The 20,958-nt window shown below is 70.4% G+C and carries 17 protein-coding genes; 7 read left to right on the top strand and 10 right to left on the bottom strand.

All coding sequences use genetic code 11. The features are described from left to right. Positions 1 to 2 precede the first annotated feature (2 nt). Complete coding sequence (locus CGL27_RS14420; RefSeq protein ID WP_119987109.1) at positions 3 to 1,157, bottom strand: mechanosensitive ion channel domain-containing protein; 1,155 nt, start codon at positions 1,155 to 1,157, stop codon at positions 3 to 5. A gap of 119 nt (positions 1,158 to 1,276) precedes the next feature. Here CGL27_RS14420 and CGL27_RS14415 point away from each other — a divergent pair, with 119 nt between their 5' ends. Then, positions 1,277 to 1,867 (top strand): dienelactone hydrolase family protein, encoded by a 591-nt coding sequence (locus CGL27_RS14415; RefSeq protein ID WP_119987106.1) that lies wholly within the window; start codon positions 1,277 to 1,279, stop codon positions 1,865 to 1,867. 44 nt (positions 1,868 to 1,911) lie between these two features. Here CGL27_RS14415 and CGL27_RS14410 read toward each other — a convergent pair whose 3' ends face one another. The 5 genes from CGL27_RS14410 to CGL27_RS14390 form a co-directional block, all read right to left on the bottom strand. Continuing rightward, entirely contained in the window at positions 1,912 to 3,555 is a 1,644-nt protein-coding gene (locus CGL27_RS14410; RefSeq protein WP_205587691.1) for an alkaline phosphatase D family protein, read from the bottom strand. 202 nt (positions 3,556 to 3,757) lie between these two features. Then, a complete protein-coding gene (locus tag CGL27_RS14405) occupies positions 3,758 to 4,588 on the bottom strand; it encodes a thioredoxin domain-containing protein (RefSeq protein WP_119987100.1) in 831 nt (276 codons plus the stop codon). A 63-nt stretch (positions 4,589 to 4,651) separates the two neighbouring features. Further along, a complete protein-coding gene (locus CGL27_RS14400) occupies positions 4,652 to 5,353 on the bottom strand; it encodes a hypothetical protein (protein ID WP_119987097.1) in 702 nt (233 codons plus the stop codon). Between the two features lie 43 nt (positions 5,354 to 5,396). Continuing rightward, a complete protein-coding gene (locus CGL27_RS14395) occupies positions 5,397 to 6,407 on the bottom strand; it encodes a thioredoxin domain-containing protein (RefSeq protein WP_119987095.1) in 1,011 nt (336 codons plus the stop codon). Positions 6,408 to 6,496: 89 nt separating this feature from the next. Further along, a complete protein-coding gene (locus tag CGL27_RS14390; RefSeq protein ID WP_119987092.1) occupies positions 6,497 to 7,822 on the bottom strand; it encodes a DUF2252 domain-containing protein in 1,326 nt (441 codons plus the stop codon). Between the two features lie 214 nt (positions 7,823 to 8,036). Between CGL27_RS14390 and dnaE the strand changes: the two genes are divergently transcribed. After that, positions 8,037 to 11,582 (top strand): DNA polymerase III subunit alpha, encoded by a 3,546-nt coding sequence (gene dnaE, locus CGL27_RS14385; protein WP_119987089.1) that lies wholly within the window; start codon positions 8,037 to 8,039, stop codon positions 11,580 to 11,582. A gap of 150 nt (positions 11,583 to 11,732) precedes the next feature. Here the strand turns inward: dnaE and CGL27_RS14380 are convergent, their stop codons facing one another. Next, the gene (locus CGL27_RS14380; RefSeq protein WP_078640907.1) at positions 11,733 to 11,912 is read right to left on the bottom strand and encodes a hypothetical protein; all 180 of its coding nucleotides are present in this window, start codon (positions 11,910 to 11,912) and stop codon (positions 11,733 to 11,735) included. A gap of 291 nt (positions 11,913 to 12,203) precedes the next feature. Between CGL27_RS14380 and CGL27_RS14375 the strand changes: the two genes are divergently transcribed. From CGL27_RS14375 to CGL27_RS14355, 5 genes are all read left to right on the top strand, one after another. Beyond that, on the top strand, positions 12,204 to 13,511 hold the full coding sequence (locus CGL27_RS14375; protein ID WP_119987086.1) for an NYN domain-containing protein: 1,308 nt from the start codon (positions 12,204 to 12,206) through the stop codon (positions 13,509 to 13,511). 79 nt (positions 13,512 to 13,590) lie between these two features. Continuing rightward, positions 13,591 to 14,667 carry an IS630 family transposase gene (locus CGL27_RS14370; RefSeq protein WP_162953290.1) on the top strand — a complete coding sequence of 359 codons (1,077 nt, stop codon included), beginning with the start codon at positions 13,591 to 13,593 and terminating at the stop codon, positions 14,665 to 14,667. A gap of 189 nt (positions 14,668 to 14,856) precedes the next feature. Then, entirely contained in the window at positions 14,857 to 15,897 is a 1,041-nt protein-coding gene (locus tag CGL27_RS14365) for an ABC transporter ATP-binding protein (protein ID WP_119987081.1), read from the top strand. Positions 15,898 to 15,976: 79 nt separating this feature from the next. Then, a complete protein-coding gene (locus tag CGL27_RS14360; protein WP_119994385.1) occupies positions 15,977 to 16,870 on the top strand; it encodes an ABC transporter permease in 894 nt (297 codons plus the stop codon). A gap of 59 nt (positions 16,871 to 16,929) precedes the next feature. Then, positions 16,930 to 17,658: an ABC transporter permease gene (locus tag CGL27_RS14355; protein ID WP_205587690.1), complete on the top strand. Its 729-nt coding sequence runs from the start codon at positions 16,930 to 16,932 to the stop codon at positions 17,656 to 17,658. Between the two features lie 246 nt (positions 17,659 to 17,904). On the opposite strand, the gene ybaK is transcribed toward CGL27_RS14355, so the two are convergent. Genes ybaK through CGL27_RS14340 form a run of 3 tightly spaced genes read right to left on the bottom strand, consistent with a single transcriptional unit; the run spans position 17,905 to position 20,806 of the window. Next, on the bottom strand, positions 17,905 to 18,402 hold the full coding sequence (gene ybaK, locus CGL27_RS14350; RefSeq protein ID WP_078640904.1) for a Cys-tRNA(Pro) deacylase: 498 nt from the start codon (positions 18,400 to 18,402) through the stop codon (positions 17,905 to 17,907). Positions 18,403 to 18,413: 11 nt separating this feature from the next. Then, positions 18,414 to 19,154 carry an LON peptidase substrate-binding domain-containing protein gene (locus CGL27_RS14345; RefSeq protein WP_078640903.1) on the bottom strand — a complete coding sequence of 247 codons (741 nt, stop codon included), beginning with the start codon at positions 19,152 to 19,154 and terminating at the stop codon, positions 18,414 to 18,416. Between the two features lie 56 nt (positions 19,155 to 19,210). Continuing rightward, positions 19,211 to 20,806 (bottom strand): oxidoreductase, encoded by a 1,596-nt coding sequence (locus CGL27_RS14340; protein WP_078640902.1) that lies wholly within the window; start codon positions 20,804 to 20,806, stop codon positions 19,211 to 19,213. Between the last annotated feature and the right edge of the window lie 152 nt (positions 20,807 to 20,958).

The raw sequence follows: 20,958 nt of genomic DNA, 5'->3' as shown, positions 1-20,958 counted from the left end.
CCTCACCGTGTGTGCGGGGCGTCCTTACGGAGCCCGTCCTCGAAGCGGGCGAGACGGTCCTGACTGCCGTGGCGGTCGTGGAACTCACGGCCCCGCTCGCGCTCCAGCCCTGCCGGCGGGGGCTGGGCCGCCGGGGCGGTGGCGATGCGCGGCAGGGCGTGGGGATGGGCGTCCCGCAGCCACGTGATCATCTTCTCGCGCACCTCACAGCGCACGGTCCAGGCGTCGTCCGGGTCCCGCGCCGTGATGAGCGCCCGCACCACGATGGTGCTCGGGGTGGTGTCCGTCACCACCAGGTTCCAGTCCCGGCCGTCCCAGGCCGGGGACTTCTGCACGATCTCGCGCAGCCGCTCCCGCATCTCCTCGATCGGCGCCGTGTGGTCGAGGTGGAAGAGGACGGTGGCCACCTTCTGGGTGCCGCCCCGCGACCAGTTCTCGAACGGTTTGCTGGTGAAGTACGACACCGGCATGGTGATCCGGCGCTCGTCCCAGGTCCGTACGGACAGGAAGGTCAGCGTGATCTCCTCGACCGTGCCCCACTCGCCGTCCACCACCACCGTGTCGCCGATCCGCACCATGTCGCCGAAGGCGATCTGCAGCCCCGCGAAGAGGTTTCCCAGCGTGGACTGGGCGGCGACACCGGCGACCACACCGAGGATCCCGGCGGAGGCCAGCATGGAGGTGCCGACCGTGCGCATCGCCGGGAAGGTCAGCAGCATGGCGGAGACCGCCACCACGCCGACGATCGCGGCCACCACCCGCTGGATCAGCGTCACCTGGGTGCGCACCCGGCGCACCCGCGCGGCGTCGTGCGCGCTGGAGGCGTAGCGGAAGTAGGAGGACTCCACGACGGCCGACGAGACCCGCACCACGAGCCACGCCGTGGCCGCGATCAGCACCAGCGCGAGCAGCCGGCCGACCGCCGACTCATGCTCCTGGACGACCCTCGCCCGCGTCTTGTCGTACGAACCGCTCAGCAGCGCCGTGCACACGGTCACCTGCAGCGGAAGCCGGCAGCGGCGCAGATGGCCCCACAAGGGGGTCTCGGGGTGCCGGGCATCGACCCTCCGCAGCAGCCAGTCGACGGCCCAGCCGATGAACAGCGTGATGGCCAGTGATCCGCCGATGACGACGAGCGGACGCAGTACGTCCTCCATGGACACCTACCTCATCCTTCCCTCAGGGAGACTCCGGGTGTCCTGTCCCGCCTTCCCCGGATCGGGTGTCCTCAGACCGCGACTGGCACGATGGGAGGGGGCGATCCACGGAAAGGAAAGTGACAGCGGTGGCCGATACCTCGACGATTGTTCTGTTCCACTCCGCGTACGGGCTGCGGCCCGCCGTACAGGAGGCGGCCGACCGACTGCGTGCGGCCGGGCATGAGGTGGTCGTGCCGGACCTGTACGAGGGGCAGACCGCCGAAACCGTCGAGGACGGCATGGTGATCAAGGAGCGGATCGGCCGCGACGAGCTGCTGAAACGGGCCATCACCGCCGCCGCGCCGTACTCGGACCGCGGGCTGGTCTACGCCGGCTTCTCGCTCGGCGGCGCGCTGGCGCAGAATCTGGCGCTGGCCGACGACAAGGCGCGCGGACTGCTTCTGCTGCACGGCACCTCGGACATCGCCGACGACACCACGGTCGATGAGCTGCCGGTGCAGCTGCATGTGGCCGATCCCGACCCGTTCGAGCCACACGACTGGCTCAATGCCTGGTATCTGCGGATGCGGCGGGCCGGTGCCGATGTGGAGGTCTTCCGCTACGCCGGGGCCGGGCACATCTTCACCGACCCCGAGCTGCCGGACTACGACAAGGAGGCCGCCGAGGCCACCTGGCGGGTGGCGCTCGGCTTCCTGGTTGGCCTCTGAGCCCGTGAACCGTCTGTGAACCGCCGCGTCAGCGCACGGGTGCGTCAGCGCACCGGTGCGTCGGCGCGCTCGACCCGCTGGCTGCCCGCCTGGGTGCGGTACGACCGCGCCCAGGCGGTCGTGGCGTTGCGATCGGTCTTGTCGGAGACGGTGTAGTAGTCCATCTGGGCCCGCTGGGGAGTGACATCGAGCACGCCGTAGCCGTGCGAGTCCATGTCCACCCACTTCACATGGCGGTTGGCGACACTGATCGCGGCCGCCGCGGCCAAGGACACCGTGTGCGGTGCCACATGGAGCAGATCGTCGAGGTTGTCCGAGGTGACCGAGGTGACCACGAACTCGGTCGCGGCCGACCGGGAGAGCGGATAGGTGGCGGCCTTCACCGGTACGTCGTTGGCCCACGCCATATGGATGTCACCGGTGAGGAAGACCGTGTTGCCGATCGCGTGGTCGGTGAGGTGGGCGAGCAGCTCGCGCCGGTCGTCCGTATAGCCGTCCCACTGGTCGGTGTTGATGGCCAGGCCGCCCTTGGGCAGCCCCAGCAGCTCGGCGAGCGGGCCCAGCAGCTCGGCGGGGAGGGCCCCGAAGGCGACCGGTGAGATCATCACCGAGTTGCCCACCAGCCGCCAGGTGGTGTCCGAGGCGGTCAGACCCGACTTCAGCCAGTCGAGCTGGGCGCGGCCGGTCAGGGTGCGCTCCGGGTCGTCCACATCGCCGCTGCCGGTGGCCGCCTGCTGGGAGCGGAACGAACGCAGATCGAGCAGATGGAGATCGGCGAGGGTGCCGTAGCGCAGCCGCCGGTAGGTGGTGCCCTGGGTGGAGGGGCGCACCGGCATCCACTCGAAGTACGCCTGCTTGGCGGCGGCCACCCGCTGGGCCCATGCCCCCTCGGTACCGGGGGTGTGGTTCTCCGCCCCGCCGGACCAGGCGTCGTTGGCGAACTCGTGGTCGTCCCATATCGCGATCAGGGGGAGCGCGGCGTGCAGCGCCTGGGCGTCGGGGTCGGTCTTGTAGTTCCCGTGCCGGACGCGGTAGTCGGCGAGCGTGACGATCTCGTGGGTGGGGGCGTGCGGGCGGACCACGCCCTTCGCCTCCGGGTATTCGCCGCTCTTGTACTCGTAGATGTAGTCACCGAGATGGAGCACCGCGTCCAGGTCGGTACGGGCCGCCAGATGGCGGTACGGGGAGAACCAGCCCGCCTCCCAGTTGGCGCAGGAGACCACGCCGAAGCGGACCCCGTCGGCCGCGGCGTCGTGCGCGGGGGTGGTGCGGGTGCGCCCCACGAGGGAGCGGACGCCGCCGTCCACGCCGAAGCGGTAGAAGTAGTCGGTGGCGGGCCGCAGCCCGCGCACATCGGCCTTGACGGTGTGGTCGGTGCCGGCGGCGGCCTTGACGGTGCCACGGGCGACGACCGAGCGGAAGTCCCGGTCCTCGGCGACCTCCCAGGTCACCTCGATGGCCGGGCCGCGCCCCGAACCGGGCACGGCGTCGGGGAAGGGCGTGATACGGGTCCACAGCAGGACCCCGTCGGGCAGCGGGTCACCCGAGGCGATGCCGTGCAGAAAGGCGGGCCCGGAGCCGGCGTGGGCGGCGGGTCCGGGGACGAGGGGCAGCAGGGCGGCGGCAGCCGCCGCGGCCGTGACGGCGCTGCGGCGCGAGATGTGGAGGTCGGTCACGGCCGAGGACATTACTGACAAGTAGCGGGCGGGGACAGGGGGCTTGGGGGATGTTCGCCCACCCGTCGCCGCCAGGTCACCACCGTCGTGGGCGTGAGGTCACCACCGCGGCTGCCGGGTCACCGCTGCCGCTGCCCTCGTCGCCGGGCCATAACGCCGTCGGCGGGCGCGCCCCGGGGGCACGCCCGCCGACTCGGCCGGGAAGGGCCGGACGTTACTTCTTGAGGGCCTGCTTGACGAGCGGGGTGAACTGGTCCGGGGTCATCGGCGGGTTCCCGCCCACCTCCAGCTTCTTCCCGTTGAGCTTGAAGGCCGGGGTGGCGTCGACGTCCTTGGTGTCGTTGAACGACTTGGACATGGCCAGCGCCCACCGGTCGTAGGTGCCGTTCTTCACGGCCTTCTCGAAGGCCGTGTTGCCCTTCAGCTCCTTGACCTGCTGGGCGATGTCGATCAGCTTCTGGTCGTTCGCGAAGGCGTCATCGGTCTCCTGCGGGTGGTTCTTCGGCGCGTACAGGGCCGCCTTGTAGTCCAGGAACGCCTGCGGGCTGACGTTGAGGGCCGCGCCGAGCGCGCTCAGCGCGTTCTTCGAGCCGGCGCCGGGCATCTGCTTGTTGTCGTCGAGGAAGGTGCCCATGGTGAACTGCGCCTTGTAGGTGCCGTCCTTGATGTCCTTGAGCACGGTCGGGCCGGTGAACTTCTCGAACTGGGCACAGACCGGGCAGCGCATGTCCTCGTAGACGTGCAGGGTGTTCTTGGCCTTCTTGTCGCCGATGACGACCGTCGTGCCCTGGGAGCCGGTGGCGTTGGCAGGCTTCGCGAACGACTTCTTCTCGGCCGCCGCCCGCCACTTCTGGTTGGCGTCGTCCGACGAGTCCATGTTGGTGACGGCGTAGCCGATGCCGCCGGCTATCGCGAGGACCGCGACGACCGCGCCGCCGACGAACAACTGGCGCCGCGTGCGGTCCTTCTTGGCCTGGCGCTCACGCTCGGCGCGCAGCCGTTCGCGCGCGGCCTGCTTGTTCTGCTGGTTGTTGCGATTGCTCATGATGGATCGATCTCCGTGGGTGTGCGTCGTCAGTGAGGCGTACGGGGGTGTGGATCGCTGTGCTCAGGCAGCGGCCGAGCAGGGCGGTCCACGACGCACCACGGAGTGCACGAGGAGAGGGAGCGCCGGAGCCGGGCACACCGGCCGTACGGATCGCGGGGCCGGGCGACGACGGGGCCGCAGGGCCGCGGCGTGGACCGCGACGGCCAGCAGCAGCGGCCGGAAGGCGAAGGCGGCCAGGGAGGCCAGCAAACGGCTCAGGGCGGCCTCGCCGCGCCGCAGCCAGGCCGAGGCGATCAGACCCACCGCGATATGCGCGGCGAGCAGCAGCCAGGGGGTGGCGGAGCTCACGGTGGCGGCCAGCGGGGTGCCGACCCCGTTCTGGGAGATCCCGGGCAGCGGACTGCCGAGATCGCCGCCGCCGCACAGCACGGTGACCCCCATGGAGCGCAGGGAGCCCGCCACGGGGCCGCCGGACGGTCCGTAACACGCCTGCTGGCCGGTGGTGAAGATCGTGTCGGCGGCCAGCTCCAGCGGGATCAGCAGGGCGGCTATGGACCAGAAGCCCCGCTCCCGGCCCGCGAGGGCGTACGCGACGGCGAAGACGGCCACCGAGAGCGCGGCGACAGTGCCCAGCGGCAGCGGGGTCCGCGACAGCAGGACATGCGAAGCCGAGGACAGCGTGACGCACAGCGCCGTGAAGAGCGCCGCGCGCACTGCCCTGAGCTGCGGTCCGGTGCCGTCCATGACTTCGAATTCTGCCATGAACGGCTGTAGGGACCATGTGAAGAATCGGCCCCGGCGTCGGCTAACCGCCCTTGACCTGCTTGTTCACCGCTTCCGTGAACTCCGTCGCGGTCATCGGGGTGGAGCCGCCGCTGCCGGTGAGCTGGGAGCCGTCGAGCTTGACGGCGGGGGTGCTGTTCACCCCGGAGGCGTCGAAGTCGGCGATCATCTTCTTCGCCCAGGGGTCGTAGGTGCCCACGCGCAGAGCCTCCCGGAAGGAGGCGTCCGTCTTGAGCGCGTACACCTCCTGGGAGACGGCCAGCAGACGGCTGTCGTCGGCGTAGGAGTCCTTGCTCTCCTCGGGGTGGTTCTTCGACGACATCAGGGCGGCCTTGTAGTCGAGGAAGGTGTCGGTGCTCACGTCCAGGGCCGCACCGAGGGCGCTCAGGGCGTTCGCGGAGCCGCTGCCGCCCATGTTCTTGTCGAGGATGGCGGCGAAGTGGAACGAAACCTTGTACTTACCGGCCTTGATGTCCTTGGCGATGGTCGGCCCGACCTCCTGTTCGAAGGTGGCGCACGGCGGGCAGCGCAGGTCCTCGTAGACGTCGAGGGTGTGCCCGGCATCGGCCTCGCCGATCACGACGGTGGTACCGCTCGGCCCGGAGCTGTGGGCGGGCGTGACGAGATTTCCCGGGCCCTCCGAGCCACCGGAGCCGTCCGGGCTACCGGAACCGCCCGAGTCGCCGGAGCCCGGCGCTCCCGGCGGGCCCTGGACGACATCATCTGACGAGCCGCCCCGGGAGCCCTTGTCGTCATCCGTGACCACGAGAACGCCCGCGACCACCGCGGCGGCGGCCGCCACCGCGATGACGGCCGTAAGGCCGGCCTTACGCCGCGGGTCCGCCGGGGCGGGAGCGCCACCCCAGGGCCCGCCGCCCGGGCCGGGCGGCGGGGGACCGGGCGGGAAGCCCGGGGGCTGGGCCGGAGGCGGCGGATGAGCCGGCTGCGGGTGCTCCGGCTGCTGCTCCGGCTGCTGGTACGGGTTCTGCTGCGGGTTCTGCTCGCCCCCCGGCGGCTGCTGTCCAGGCCACATGACCGGTAACGATAGAGGGGCGAGCAGACCTCGGCCATGGCCGGGGGACGATCAGGGGCCGGCGTGACGATCAGAGGCCCGGGTGGCGGTCAGAGGCCGGGGATGCGGCCGTTGCGGAAGAGGTCCACGAAGATCTGGTGGTCGGCCCGGGCGCGGGCACCGTAAGAGTGCGCGAAGTCCACCATGAGGTCGGCGAAGCCGTCCTCGTCGGCGGCGATCACCGCGTCGATGGCGCGCTCGGTGGAGAACGGCACCAGCGAGTGGCCGCTCTGGTCGTCGGCGGCCGCGTGCATGGTGGCCGTGGCCCGCCCCAGGTCGGCCACGACCGCCGCGATCTCGGCCGGGTCGTCGATGTCGGACCAGTCGAGGTCCACCGCGTACGGCGACACCTCGGCGACCAGCTGCCCCGCCCCGTCCAGCTCGGTCCAGCCCAGCCACGGGTCGGCGTGGGCCTGCAGCGCGCGCTGGGAGATCACCGTGCGGTGGCCCTCGTGGTGGAAGTACGACCGCACCTGCTCGTCGGTGATGTGCCGGGAGACCGCCGGGGTCTGCCCCTGCTTCATGTAGATCACCACATCGTTCTCCAGGGCGTCGCTGTTGCCCTCCAGAAGGATGTTGTACGAGGGGAGCCCGGCGCTGCCGATGCCGATGCCCCGGCGGCCCACGACGTCCTTGACGCGGTAGGAGTCCGGGCGCGAGAGACTGGACTCGGGGAGCGTCTCCAGATAGCCGTCGAAGGCGGCCAGGACCTTGTAGCGGGTGGCCGCGTCCAGCTCGATGGACCCGCCGCCGGCCGTGAAGCGGCGCTCGAAGTCGCGGATCTCGGTCATCGAGTCCAGCAGCCCGAAGCGGGTCAGCGAGCGGGCGTCACGCAGCGCGTCCAGCAGCGGGCCCTCGGCGGTCTCCAGGGTGAAGGGCGGCACCTCGTCGTTCTTGGCGCCGGTGGCCAGGGCGTGAACGCGCTCGCGGTAGGCGCCGGCGTACGTCCGCACCAGCTCGGTGATCTTGTCGTCGCTGAGCGCCTTGGTGTAGCCGATGAGCGCCACGGAGGCGGCGAAGCGCTTCAGGTCCCAGGTGAAGGGGCCGACGTACGCCTCGTCGAAGTCGTTCACATTGAAGATCAGCCGGCCGTTGGCGTCCATGTAGGTGCCGAAGTTCTCGGCGTGGAGGTCACCGTGGATCCACACCCGGCTGGTGCGGTCGTCCAGGTACGGCCCGCCGGCGCGCTCCCGCTCCACATCGGAATAGAACAGACAGGCGGTGCCGCGGTAGAACGCGAACGCCGAGGCGGCCATCTTCCGGAACTTGACGCGGAAGGCGGCCGGGTCGGCGGCGAGCAGCTCGCCGAAGGCGGTGTCGAATACGGCGAGGATGTGCTCGCCGCGCTGTTCCGCCTGGGTCTGCTGGTTCGGCATCGCGGAACGCCTCCTGGGGCATGAGAGATGTGATCGGTGTGGCAGATACGACAGGGTATGTTCCGTCGCGCCGGGCGCGACGGAAGACCGGATGACCCGTCGGGATCAACGCCTGAGGCTACTCGTGAGTGCCCGGCTGGTGTCAGTGCGGAGGGGTAACCTTCGGAGCTGTCTCGCCCTGCCGTCATCGATTGTTCGCCGGAGGTCTTCCACCGTGACCAAGCCGCCCTTCACGCACCTGCATGTCCATACCCAGTACTCGCTGCTGGACGGTGCGGCGCGGCTCAAGGACATGTTCAACGCGTGCAACGAGATGGGCATGACCCACATCGCCATGACCGACCATGGCAACCTCCACGGCGCGTACGACTTCTACCAGCAGGCGACGGGCGCGGGGGTCACGCCGATCATCGGGATCGAGGCGTATGTGGCGCCCGAGTCGCGGCGCTACAAGCGGCGTGTCCAGTGGGGCCAGCCGCATCAGAAGCGCGATGACGTCTCCGGTTCCGGTGGTTATACCCACAAGACCATCTGGGCGTCGAACAAGACCGGTCTGCACAACCTCTTCCGGCTCTCCTCCGACGCCTATATGGAGGGCTATTTCGTCAAGTGGCCGCGGATGGACAAGGAGACCATCGCCCAGTGGTCCGAGGGCCTGATCGCCTCCACCGGCTGTCCCTCGGGCGAACTGCAGACCCGGCTCCGGCTCGGCCAGTTCGACGAGGCGCTCAAGGCCGCCTCCGAGTACCAGGACATCTTCGGCAAGGACCGGTATTTCCTGGAGCTGATGGACCACGGCATCGAGATCGAGCGCCGGGTCCGGGACGGGCTGCTGGAGATCGGCAAGAAGCTGGACATCCCGCCGCTGGTCACCAACGACTCGCACTACACGTACTCCCGCGAGTCCGTGGCCCATGACGCGCTGCTGTGCGTCCAGACCGGCAAGAACCTCTCCGACCCCGACCGCTTCCGCTTCGACGGCACCGGCTACTACCTGAAGTCCACGGAGGAGATGTACGCCATCGACTCCTCGGACGCCTGGCAGGAGGGCTGCCGCAACACCCTGCTGGTCGCCGAGCAGATCGACGCCACCGGATGGTTCGAAAAGCGTGACCTGATGCCGCGGTTCGACGTCCCCGAGGGGTACACCGAGGTCACCTGGTTCCAGGAGGAGGTCCGCAAGGGGATGGCCCGCCGCTTCCCCGGCGGCGTCCCCGAGGACCGTCAGAAGCTGGCCGAGTACGAGATGGACGTCATCATCCAGATGGGGTTCCCGGGCTACTTCCTCGTGGTCGCCGACTTCATCATGTGGGCGAAGAACAACGGCATCGCGGTCGGCCCCGGCCGAGGCTCCGCGGCCGGTTCGATCGTCTCGTACGCGATGGGCATCACCGACCTCGACCCGGTCGAGCACGGGCTGATCTTCGAGCGGTTCCTCAACCCCGAGCGTGTGTCCATGCCCGACGTCGACATCGACTTCGACGAGCGTCGGCGCGGTGAGGTCATCCGGTACGTCACCGAGAAATACGGCCACGACAAGGTCGCCCAGATCGGCACCTACGGCACCATCAAGGCCAAGAACGCCATCAAGGACTCGGCCCGCGTGCTGGGCTATCCGTACGCGATGGGCGACCGCATCACCAAGGCCATGCCCGCCGACGTCCTCGGCAAGGGCATCCCGCTCTCCGGCATCACCGATGAGAAGCACCCCCGCTACAGCGAGGCGGGCGAGGTGCGCGGGATGTATGAGAACGAGCCGGATGTGAAGAAGGTCATCGACACCGCGCGCGGTATCGAGGGCCTGGTGCGCCAGATGGGTGTGCACGCCGCCGGCGTGATCATGTCGAGCGAGACGGTGACCGACCATGTCCCGGTCTTCTCGCCGAAGAACGACGGCCAGGTCGTGACCCAGTGGGACTACCCCACCTGTGAGTCGCTGGGCCTGCTGAAGATGGACTTCCTGGGCCTGCGCAACCTCACCATCATGGACGACGCCGTCAAGATGGTGCGCGCCAACAAGGGCATCGACCTGAAGATGCTCGATCTGTCCCTGGACGACCCCAAGACCTTCGAACTGCTCTGCCGCGGTGACACCCTCGGCGTCTTCCAGTTCGACGGCGGCCCCATGCGTTCCCTGCTGCGCATGATGAAGCCCGACAACTTCGAGGACATTTCCGCCGTCTCGGCCCTCTACCGGCCGGGCCCGATGGGCATGAACTCGCATATCAACTACGCGCTGCGGAAGAACGGGCAGCAGGAGATCACCCCGATCCACCCCGAGCTGGAGGAGCCGCTCAAGGAGGTCCTGGGCATCACCTACGGCCTCATCGTGTACCAGGAGCAGGTGCAGAAGGCCGCCCAGGTGCTCGCGGGCTATTCGCTCGGCCAGGCCGACCTGCTCCGCCGTGCGATGGGCAAGAAGAAGCAGGAGGTCCTGGACAAGGAGTTCGTACCCTTCCAGAAGGGCTGCCGGGAGCGCGGCTACTCCGACGAGGCCATCCAGGCCGTGTGGGACGTCCTGGTCCCGTTCGCCGGATACGCGTTCAACAAGGCGCACTCCTCCGCGTACGGCCTGGTCACCTACTGGACCGCGTATCTCAAGGCCAACTACCCCGCCGAGTACATGGCGGCGCTGCTCACCTCGGTGCGTGACGACAAGGACAAGTCGGCGGTCTATCTGAACGAGTGCCGTCGTATGGGCATCAAGGTGCTGCCGCCGAACGTCAATGAGTCCGAGGCCAACTTCACCGCTCAGGGTGATGATGTGATCCTCTTCGGTCTCACGGCGGTCCGGAACGTCGGTCAGAACGTGGTGGAAGCGATCATCCGTGGCCGTAAGGCCAAGGGGAAGTACGCCTCGTTCCCGGACTACCTGGACAAGGTCGAGGCGGTCGTGTGCAACAAGCGCACCACGGAATCGCTGATCAAGGCGGGCGCGTTCGACGAGATGGGCCACACCCGTAAGGGGCTCACGGCGCACTACGAGGCGCTGATCGACAATGTGGTCGCGGTCAAGCGCAAGGAGGCCGAGGGGCAGTTCGACCTCTTCGGCGGCATGGCCGGTGACGGCGGGGACGGCGAGGGGCCGGGCTTCGGCCTCGACGTCGAGTTCTCGGACGTCGAATGGGAGAAGACCTATCTGCTGGCCCAGGAGCGGGAGATGCTGGGCCTGTATGTCTCCGATCATCCGCTGTTCGGCATCGAGCATGTGCTGAACGAGAAGGCGGACGCCGCGATCTCCGCGCTCACCGGGGGTGAGCACGCGGACGGCGCGATCGTCACCATCGGCGGCATCATCTCCGGTCTGCAGCGCAAGATGACCAAACAGGGCAACGCCTGGGCCATCGCCACCGTGGAGGACCTGGCCGGCTCCATCGAGTGCATGTTCTTCCCGGCCACCTATCAGCTGGTCTCCACCCAGCTCGTCGAGGACGCCGTCGTCTTCGTCAAGGGCCGCCTCGACAAGCGCGAGGACGTGCCCCGGCTGGTCGCCATGGAGCTGATGGTCCCCGATCTCTCCGAGGCATCGGCCAACGCGCCCGTGACGATCACCATTCCCACGGTCAAGGTCACGCCGCCGCTGGTCGAGAAGCTGGGCGAGGTGCTCACCCACCACCGCGGCGCCACCGAGGTGCGGATCAAGCTCCAGGGGGCGCGGAAGACCACCGTGCTGCGGCTCGACCGGCACCGCGTCACCGCCGACCCGGCGCTCTTCGGCGATCTCAAGGTGCTGTTGGGGGCGTCCTGCCTGGCCGGGTGATTGCCCGGCCCCGCTGACGCGCCCTCGACGTTGACGAGGGCAAGGGCGGGGACGAGAGCGCACCAGGGGCGCGCCCGCATCGGGCGCGCCCCTGGGGGCCACGGTCACGCGGCCTGCCACCGCGGTGGCCCAGCGCCGGTGCGCGGTGCGTCAGTTGTGGCCGAAGCTCTTCTGCCGGCCCTTGCGCGCCGTCGAGGGGCTGCCCTCCGGCCGCATCGCCTGCGACTGCCCGTCCATCGACGGCTGCTGCTCGGCGGAGCGGTCGGCCGTGCCGCGCTCCTGACGCTGTTCCTGCTGCTGCTTGCGATCGCGGTTCTTGTTCTTGCCCATGGTGGTGTTCCTCCGGTTGGGATCAGCCCCCTGGCGAAGGGCCCTCCCGGGCGAAGCCCTTCGGGAAGAAACAGTGACATGCCACGGTGACCCGTGCATTTCGGGCAATTACGGTGAGTGAGAAGGAGGGTATTGGCGGGTAAGCCGTATCCGCCACGCCGGTGATCCAGTTCGGACTGATAACCCCCGCACGGTCGGGCAGACTCGAAGGAAAGCCGAAAACCACATCCGGGGGCACGGCTGTGCGCGGGGGGCGACCGAGGACTGGACCGTCAGGAAAGAGGGTGGAACGTGGACCGCTGCGTCGTCCTGGTGGACGCCGGGTATCTGCTGGGCGCCGCCGCGAGCCTGCTGGCCGGGGAGCCCGCCCGATCGCGCATCTCCGTCGACCACGCGACCCTCATCCAGGGCCTGCGGGAGCGGGCCGAGGCCGAGACCGAGTGTCCGCTGCTGCGGATCTACTGGTTCGACGGCGCCCCCGACCGGGTGCCCCAGCCCGAGCACCGGCGGCTGCGCGTGATGCCCCGGGTGACCGTACGGCTCGGCGCTCTCACCCGCAGTGACGGCCGCTGGGCCCAGAAGGGCGTGGATGCCGCCATGCACGCCGAGCTCACCGAGCTCGCGCGCAACCGGGCCTGCGCCGACATCGTCCTCGTCACCGGCGACGGGGACCTGCTGCCCGGGCTGATGTCGGCCAAGGAGCACGGCGTCGCCGTCCACCTCTGGGCGGTCCAGGCCGCCGACGGCGACTACAACCAGTCCGAGGACCTCGTCGCCGAGGCCGATGAGCGGCGCGTCCTCGACCGCGCCTGGATCACCCGGGCGGTGCGCGCCAAGGAGCTTCCCGGGCCCTGTGCGCCCGTCTCCGAGCCCCGCCCGGAGATCGCGGCCATTCTCTCCGCCCCGCTGCCGGAGACGGCCGCCGCCGCGGCCGCGAGCGGGTCGCCCGGCCCGGCGGAGGCACCCGGCGGCCGTAACGGCGCCGCCCGGCCCGGCGCCGACGTGACCGGCCCGGCCGCTGCCCCCGGCCGTCCCGCCGCCCCGGGCCCCGAGGCGGGCACGGACGTCGCGGCGGCGGGCGCCGGCAAGGGGGTGCCCACCCCCAAGGACCTCGCCGACCTGGGCCGCGGCGCCGTCGCGCCCGGCGGCCAGCCGGAGCGGCAGCAGGCCGCCGGCGCCACCCTGCGCTGGTCCTCCGACAAGGGCTGGGTCGACCGGGGCCCCGGCGCCGTGGGGGAGCCGCCGGAGACCGCGAACCTGCCCATGCTGGCCCAGCTCACCAGCGCCGAGCAGCGCTGGGCCGACCGCGAGGAGGACATCACGGCCGTCAGCGGCGACCCCTTCGAGGTCGGCCAGGTCTTCGCCCGCCGCTGGACCGACCGGCTCGCCGAGCCGGGTCCGTTGCGCCAGATCTCCACGGAGTACCCCCGCATCCCGCACCGCATCGACGGTGAACTGCTGCGCTACGCGGCCCGCTTCGGGCTGCTGGCCCACAAGGACGACCAGATCGACGAGCACGACCGCTATGCGATCCGGGCGGGCTTCTGGCGCGAAATCGACCTCCGCTCGGCCGCGGAGCACGCCCAGACGGGCGGCTAGTGTCCTGCGCCGGTAGTTGATCGTTAGTAGTGGTGTGACTTCTGCTGCTGGTGCATCAGTTCCTCGTCGGGGCCCGAAGCTGGAGCCGTTGCTGCTCTGTGATGAGGAGCGGGCGGTGTTGGAGCGGTGGACGCGTCGGGCGACATCGGCCCAGGCTCTGGCCCTGCGCGCGCGGATTGTGCTGGCGTGTGCGGGGCCGGAGGTGCCGCCGATTGTGGCGGTTGCTCGGGATCTGCGGGTGAGTGCGGACACGGTCCGCAAGTGGCGGCGCCGGTTCCTCGCTGAGCGGCTGGATGGCCTGGCCGACGAGCCGCGGCCGGGCCGGCCGCCCACCATCAGCATCGATCAGGTGGAGGCGGTCGTGGTCACCACGCTGGAGGAGATCCCGAAGAACGCCACCCACTGGTCCCGTAGGTCGATGGCCGAGCACAGTGGCCTGTCGAAGTCGACCGTTGGCCGGATCTGGCGGAAGTTCCAGCTCAAGCCGCACCAGACAGACACCTTCAAGCTGTCGACGGACCCGTTGTTCGTGGAGAAGGTCTACGACGTCGTCGGCCTGTACTTCAACCCGCCCGAGGGCGCCATGGTGCTGTCGGTGGATGAGAAATCGCAGATCCAGGCTCTGGACCGGTCCCAGCCGGTGCTGCCGATAATGCCGGGCATGCCCGAGCGCCGGACCCATGATTACGTGCGCAACGGCCTGACCACCTTGTTCGCCGCGTTCGACGTCGCCACCGGCGAGGTCATCAGTGCTCTGCACCGTCGGCACCGGGCAGCGGAATTCAAGAAGTTCCTGATCAGGATCGACAAGGAGGTGCCCGCGCATCTCCAGGTCCATCTGATCTGTGACAACTACGGCACCCACAAGACCCCAGCGATCAGGACGTGGCTGGCCAAACACCCCCGCTTCCACATGCACTTCACCCCGACGGGCTCCTCCTGGATCAACCAGGTCGAGCGGTGGTTCGGCTTCCTGGCCGACCAGAAGATCCGCCGCGGCGCACACAAGAACGTCCAGACCCTTGAAGCCGACATCCGCACCTGGGTCAAGGACTGGAACGCAGACCCCAAGCCGTTCATCTGGACCAAGACCGCCGAGGAGATCCTCGAATCCCTCGCCCAATTCTGCCGACGGATCTCCGGCGCAGGACACTAGGGGATATCCGGCAGATCTTGACGCCCGCGGCGGGCCGCTCCCCTTCCCCAGCGATATGCGGCTCCGTCACGACCCCCGGTGGCACCGACACGGCCGGGCCGCCGACCCTCCTCGTCCTGTGATCCTCCGATCCGTCCCCGAGGGCCCCGAGGACGGGAGCGGGTGTTTGGGCGCGTACCCTCATAGCTCGTGAGGACGGGCGCGAAACAGGCGACGAGTGGCGATGTGGTGTGCACCGTGCGCGGCCTGGTCAAGACCTATCCCGCGACGCGCGGCCGCCGCGGTGCCCCCGCCACGCCCGCCGTCCGGGCCAGCGACGGCATCGACCTCGATGTGGTGCGCGGCGAGGTCTTCGGGCTGCTCGGGCCCAACGGCGCCGGCAAATCCACCCTCGTACGGCAGCTCACCGGCCTGCTGCGGCCCGACGAGGGCAGTGTGCGGGTGCTCGGCCACGATCTCGTACGCCACCCCGAGCGCGCCGCCCGGCTGCTGTGCTACCTCGGCCAGGACTCGACCGCGCTGGACGAGCTGACCGTCGCCCTCGCCGCCGAGACCACCGCGCGGCTGCGCGGGCTGGAGGCCCGCGCGGCCCGTGCCGAGCGGGACGCGGTGATCGAGGAGCTGGGGCTCGGGGAGATCGCCGGGCGCCCCCTGAAGAAGCTCTCCGGCGGCCAGCGGCGGCTGGCCTGCGTCGCCGCGGCGCTGGTGGGGGAGCGGCCGTTGCTGGTGCTGGACGAGCCCACCAGCGGAATGGACCCCGTCGCCCGGCGCGCCGTATGGGCGGCCGTGGACCGGCGGCGGGCCGAGCGGGGCGTGACAGTGGCGCTGGTCACCCACAACGTGATCGAGGCGGAAACGGTTCTGGACCGGGTCGCCGTGCTGGACCGCGGCAAGGTCATCGCCTGCGACACGCCCGCCGGGCTGAAGGCGCTGGTCGCCGACGAGGTGCGGCTGGAGCTGGTATGGCGCACCGAGCCGCCGCTGGACGTGCCCGAGGTCGCCGCCCTGCGGAGCGCCGCCGAGGCGGCCCGGGCCGCCGACGGCGTCTCCGGGCGGCGCTGGACGCTCCGGCTCCCGCCGGACGAGGCGCGTGCCGCCATCGCCACCGTGACCGGTGGCCCCGCCTTCGCGGCGCTGGACGATTTCACCCTTGCCACGCCGAGCCTGGAGGATGTGTACATCGCCCTGGGCGGCCGTGCGGAGGGCGCGGAGGGGCTGGTGAAGGCGTGACCGCCGAGGCGGTGAACACGTCGGTGACCGTGACCGTAAGAGCCGTAGAGGCGAAGAGGAGCCGCGCAACGTGAGTGTCATGCCCGCCGTGTCCGGTGTGTCCGGGACCACTGGTGTGCCTGGTGTGTCCGGTGCTTCCGCTGGGCTGCCCAGTGCGCCCGGTGCCTCGTCCGGTGCCTCCGGTACGTCGGGGGCGTCCGGTGAGGCCGGGAACATCCCCGCGCCGCTGGCGGCGCGGGCGCGGCTCTTCCCCGCGCTCGCCGCGGTCTACCGCGCCCAGCTCTCGCGGGCCCGGGTGGCCCGGATACCGCTGCTCTTCGTGGCCACCTTCCAGTCCATCGGGATCATGATCCTGATGCGCGGGGTGGTGGACGGCGGGAGCGAGGCGCGGTCGGTGGTGGCCGGGTCGAGCGTGCTGGTCGTCGCCTTCGTGGCGCTCAACCTGCTCGCCCAGTACTTCGGCCAGCTCCGGGCCAGCGGCGGGCTCGACCACTACGCGACCCTGCCGGTGCCGCCCTCGGCCGTGGTGCTCGGGGCGGCCGCCGCGTACGCCTCCTTCACCGTGCCCGGAACCATCGTCACCGCGGTCATGGGCAGTGTGCTCTTCCAACTGCCCATGACGCATCTGTGGATCCTCCTCGCCGTGATCCCCCTCTCCGGCGCCGCCCTCGCCGGACTCGGCGCCGTGCTGGGGCTGCTCGCCCCGCGTCAGGAACTCGCCACGCTGTGCGGGCAGTTGGGGATGTCCGCCGCGCTGCTGCTGGGGGTGCTGCCCGCGGACCGGATGCCGCAGGTGGTGTCGTACGCGCGCGATCTGCTGCCGTCGACGTACGGTGTGGAGGCCCTGGCGCGGACCTTCGACGGGCAGCCCGACTGGTGGGTGGTCTGTGCCGACCTCGGGGTGTGCGCCGGGGTGGCCGTGGTGTCCCTCGCCGCCGCGACCTGGGCCTATCGGCGGGCGGCCGTGCGGTGACGCGCCGCAGCGAACGTCCCGCCGACCGAAGTACGCCATCCGCCTGGCACGATGACGGGGTGACCGCACCGTTGACGCCACATGATCCGCCTCCGCCGCACGAGGACCCCGCCGAGGGCCGCCCCCCGGCCCACGGGCAGCCTGCTGGGGACTCCTCCGTGCCGAATCCCTCCGGATACCCGGAGCACCCCGAGCACCCCGAGCACCCTTCCGGGCATCCGGAGGGATCGGAGCACTCCGAGTACTCCGAGCCGGGGCCCGAGTTGCGCGCCGAACTGGTGCAGGCGTCGCTGGTCGCCATCGCGGTGGCGGTCTCCGGGGTGCTTTTGGGGCTGTTGTGGCTGTGGCTGGCGCCGAAGGTTCCCCTGGTCTCGGACGGCTCCGCCGTCTATCTGAAGAACTCGGAAGGGGAGGACGCGATCGGCGCGGACGGTATGTTCACGCTGCTCGGGCTCGCCTTCGGGGCCATCTCGGCCCTCATCGTCTTTCTGCTCTTCCGCCACGGCGGTATCGCGCTGGTCATCGGCCTGGCGATCGGTGGCGTGCTCGCCTCGGTGATCGCCTGGCGGCTGGGCCTCTGGCTGGGGCCCACCTCGGACGTCGTGGCCCACGCCAAGGAGGCCGGTAAGGGCGTCACCTTCGACGGACCGCTCAAGCTGGGCGCGAAGGGTGCGCTGCTGGCGTGGTCGGTGGCGGCGATGGTGATCCATCTGGCGCTGACGGGGCTGTTCGGCCCCCGGGACCCGGAGCCCGCGCTGCCGCACGTGGCGAGCCCGGAAGCGCGCTAAGGCGGTTCGGGCCCGCCTTAAGCATGCTGGGCCCCGCCTCAAAGCGGCTAGGGGCGGGGAGGGGAAAGATCCGCCGGACAACCCCGCAGGCCGCCGCCTGGGCGGCCACGGAGCCACGAGCGGGCGTCGGGCCACGGGGGGCGCCGGAGTCGGAGCGGGCACCAGGCGGCACGAGAGGGCGTCGGGCGCGAGGGTGTCGTTCCACACGAGCCGGGCGCCAGGGGCCCCGCAAGAGCGCTGTGAGCGCTACGCGCGGGCGATCGGCGCCAGTACCGCGTCCGTCAGCGACGCCAGATCCCCCGGCGCCAGCTCGACCTCCAGCCCGCGGCGGCCCGCCGAGACACAGATCGTCTCGTAGCCGGTGGCCGACTCGTCCAGGGCCGTGGGAAGGCGCTTGCGCTGACCGAGCGGGGAGATCCCGCCCCGCACATAGCCCGTGGTGCGCTCGGCCGCCGCGGGGTCCGCCATCGTGGCGCGCTTGCCGCCCACCGCCGAGGCGAGCGCCTTGAGGTCGAGCGTGGCCGAGACCGGCACGATGGCGACCGTAAGGCGGTCATCGACGCTCGCGACAAGGGTCTTGAAGACCCGGCCCGGTTCGACGCCGAGCGCCTGGGCGGCCTCCTCGCCGTAGGAGGGGGCTGCCGGGTCGTGCTCGTAGGAGTGCAGGGTGAAATCCGTGCCCGCCGCGGTGAGGGCGGTGGTGGCGGGGGTGCCCGCCGAGATCTTCTTGGTCTTCTTGGGCATGTTCGTCCGCGTCAGTTGGGGCTGGTGGGACCGCGGGTCAGATCGGCGGCCGGGAGCGACGGGAGCTTACCGATGACGGCGCTCTCGGCGCGAAGGAGTTTCAGCTCGTCGGCCAGCCGGCTCGCGGTGTCCGGCGCCTGCAGCAGCCGCTGTTTCGCGGGCGTGTCGAGCACGGCCGCGGCCGCCACCAGGTAGGAGAGCACGGACGGTTCGCCCGGCAGGTCCTGCTCGTTCGCCAGGGTCCGCTCACGGGCGCCCGCGAGCCGCTTCTGGTACATGCGGAAGGCCCGTACCACCCCCGAGGCCAGCGCCCCGGCACCCTCGCCCTGCTCCTCCTCCAGCTCCTTGACCTCGGCCGTCAGATAGGGGCCGGAGGAGTCCACGGAGACCAGCTCGAAGCGGGTGGTGCCGGTGGCCAGCACCTCGAAGGTGCCGTCCTCCTGCTCCCGGATGGTGGCCGCGTCCGCCACGCACCCCACGGCGTAGAAGGACTTGGCGGGATCCGGTCCGAACCCGGCCGTGGGGCCTGGGTCCGGCCGCGTGACGGAGTCCGGGAGGCCGACCGCGCTCGGGGCGACCTCATGGCCGTCCCGGATGGCGATCACCCCGAACCGGCGCGGCGCGTCCTCGGGAAGCGCCGACAAATCGCGCATCAGGGAGCGGTACCGCTGCTCGAAGACGTTCAGGGGCATGACGAGCCCCGGGAACAGCACCGTGTTCAGCGGGAAGAGCGGAAGGCGCGCGGAGGTCACGGGGCGTAAGCCTAATGGCCCCGCGCGTTTCCTTTCACTGGTGCCGCAGCAGCCGGTCACTGGCGCCGCAGCAGCCGGGACGCACCGGCGGCCACCGCGGTGGCCAGCACCCAGCCCAGCAGGATCATCACGATGGACGCCCATTGGACGGCGCCGTCCGGTCTCCAGTAGCCGTCCATGCCCAGATCGATCACCGGGATCAGCAGGTCGAGCGTGTACAGCGAGGCGTTCCAGTTCGGGGATTCATCCGGCTTCAGGGCCTCCGGCCGGTTGTGGGCGAAGAACACCGAGCCGACCGCCCACAGCACCGCCATCCACACCGCGGCCCGGCCCGGGCGGTACCCGTAGGCCACCGTCCAGTCCTGGAGATAGCCCCACACCTTCCCGGCGACCGGCAGCGTCTCCCGGCGGCGGCGCTGCTTGGCGAGCTGCACCTCGCGCGCGTCGGCGTCCTCGCCGCTGGCCCGCATCGTGTTGGCCAGCATCTCGTACGGCTCGGGCGCGTACTCGGGGGTTGCCGCGGCCACCCACTCCAGCCGCCGGGCCAGCGGGAAGTGGCCGCGCGGAATCAGGCACTCATAGCTGAACCCGGCCATGGTCAGCCCGCCCGGCCCCGGCCAGCTCACCGACTTGTCGACAAGATTGACCACCCGGGCGCCGGAGAGGATCACCCGGCCGCGCTGCGGCCGCTCCCCGAGGAAGCGCAGCTCGGGCGTCTGGACCCGGCGCAGCGACAGCTCCTGGTCGTTCTCCATGATGAAGCGGGCCTGGTCGAAGTCGATGGCGTCGCCGATCCGCCCGTCGTCCAGCCGGATTCCGCCCTCGCATTCGAAGCGCTGGATCCGGGTGCCCCGGGTGGGGGTGGAGGCGGTGCCGTACGGCGGGGTGGAGCCGCTGGAGTACGTGCTCACCCCGCCCGCGGTGAGGTAGAGGCTGCGCTCCACGGTGAGCTGCGGCGCGTTGAGCGCGCGGCGGCCGTAAGGGTTGCGCAGCCGGCTGCCGCGCAGGCTGAGCGACACCCCGATCTGCGCCCCGCGCAGGCTCAGCTCGCCATAGGACTCGATCATGTCGGCCTGGAAGTCCTGGGCGACGGTCAGCCCGTCGGCGCTGATGGACATGCCCCGGCGGTCGCGGCGCACGATGAGCTGGTTGAGCAATAAATCCGTGCCGATATGGGCGTCGGTGAGCCGGATCCCGTGTTCGACCACACAGCGCGGCAGATGCAGATCCCCCTCGGTGCGCAGCCGGGCCGCCTCCAGCCGGGGAAGTGCGCAGCCCACCAGTCGCAGGGTGGTGAACTGCGCCTCGGGGAGCAGCACCTCCCGCTCGAAGCGGCAGTTCTTCAGCTCCACATAGGGATCGATGTTCCCGCCGGCCAGGTCGAGCGTGCCGGTGATGTGCACCCCGTTGAGCTTGAGCGCGGCGACCCGGCCCGGCTGCGCGGGCGGCCCGTCCAGCAGCAGGAGGGCCACGACACGCGCCCGGACACTGCGCTCCGGGCCCCAGGCATACGGGCCGGCGGGGTCGTTCCGCTGGGGGTGCGAGGTGCGCAGATCATGGGTGCTGCCATTGCGGAACGCCTGCCACATGCCCCATTCGGCGGTGGTCAGATCGAGGCCCGGGGGTGGGTCGCCATCGTGCGGCTCGGTCACAGCCGTGTCCCCTCCTGATTCTCCGTGTCCCCGTACGGAGCACATTCCCGCTGAGTAACCGGTTGAACGCCAACGGTCAGGGTCAACTTAGGGCGTCCGTATCACTGACTGATACGGGGGGAGGGCGTCGTGGCGGGTCTGAGACAATTGAT

It is taken from the genome of Streptomyces sp. 11-1-2, from assembly GCF_003595545.1.
GTDB lineage: Bacteria > Actinomycetota > Actinomycetes > Streptomycetales > Streptomycetaceae > Streptomyces > Streptomyces hygroscopicus_B.
The sequence above is the reverse complement of the archived record's forward strand: the minus strand, read 5'-3'. Positions and strand labels throughout refer to the sequence as shown.

Coding starts and splice junctions, on each gene's coding strand:
- CGL27_RS14420 (WP_119987109.1), bottom strand. CDS start 1,157: ATGGAGGACGTACTGCGTCCGCTCGTCGTCATCGGCGGATCACTGGCC.
- CGL27_RS14410 (WP_205587691.1), bottom strand. CDS start 3,555: ATGTCCTCGGCCGTGACCGACCTCCACATCTCGCGCCGCAGCGCCGTC.
- CGL27_RS14405 (WP_119987100.1), bottom strand. CDS start 4,588: ATGAGCAATCGCAACAACCAGCAGAACAAGCAGGCCGCGCGCGAACGG.
- CGL27_RS14400 (WP_119987097.1), bottom strand. CDS start 5,353: ATGGCAGAATTCGAAGTCATGGACGGCACCGGACCGCAGCTCAGGGCA.
- CGL27_RS14395 (WP_119987095.1), bottom strand. CDS start 6,407: ATGTGGCCTGGACAGCAGCCGCCGGGGGGCGAGCAGAACCCGCAGCAG.
- CGL27_RS14390 (WP_119987092.1), bottom strand. CDS start 7,822: ATGCCGAACCAGCAGACCCAGGCGGAACAGCGCGGCGAGCACATCCTC.
- CGL27_RS14380 (WP_078640907.1), bottom strand. CDS start 11,912: ATGGGCAAGAACAAGAACCGCGATCGCAAGCAGCAGCAGGAACAGCGT.
- CGL27_RS14360 (WP_119994385.1), top strand. CDS start 15,977: ATGCCCGCCGTGTCCGGTGTGTCCGGGACCACTGGTGTGCCTGGTGTG.
- ybaK (WP_078640904.1), bottom strand. CDS start 18,402: ATGCCCAAGAAGACCAAGAAGATCTCGGCGGGCACCCCCGCCACCACC.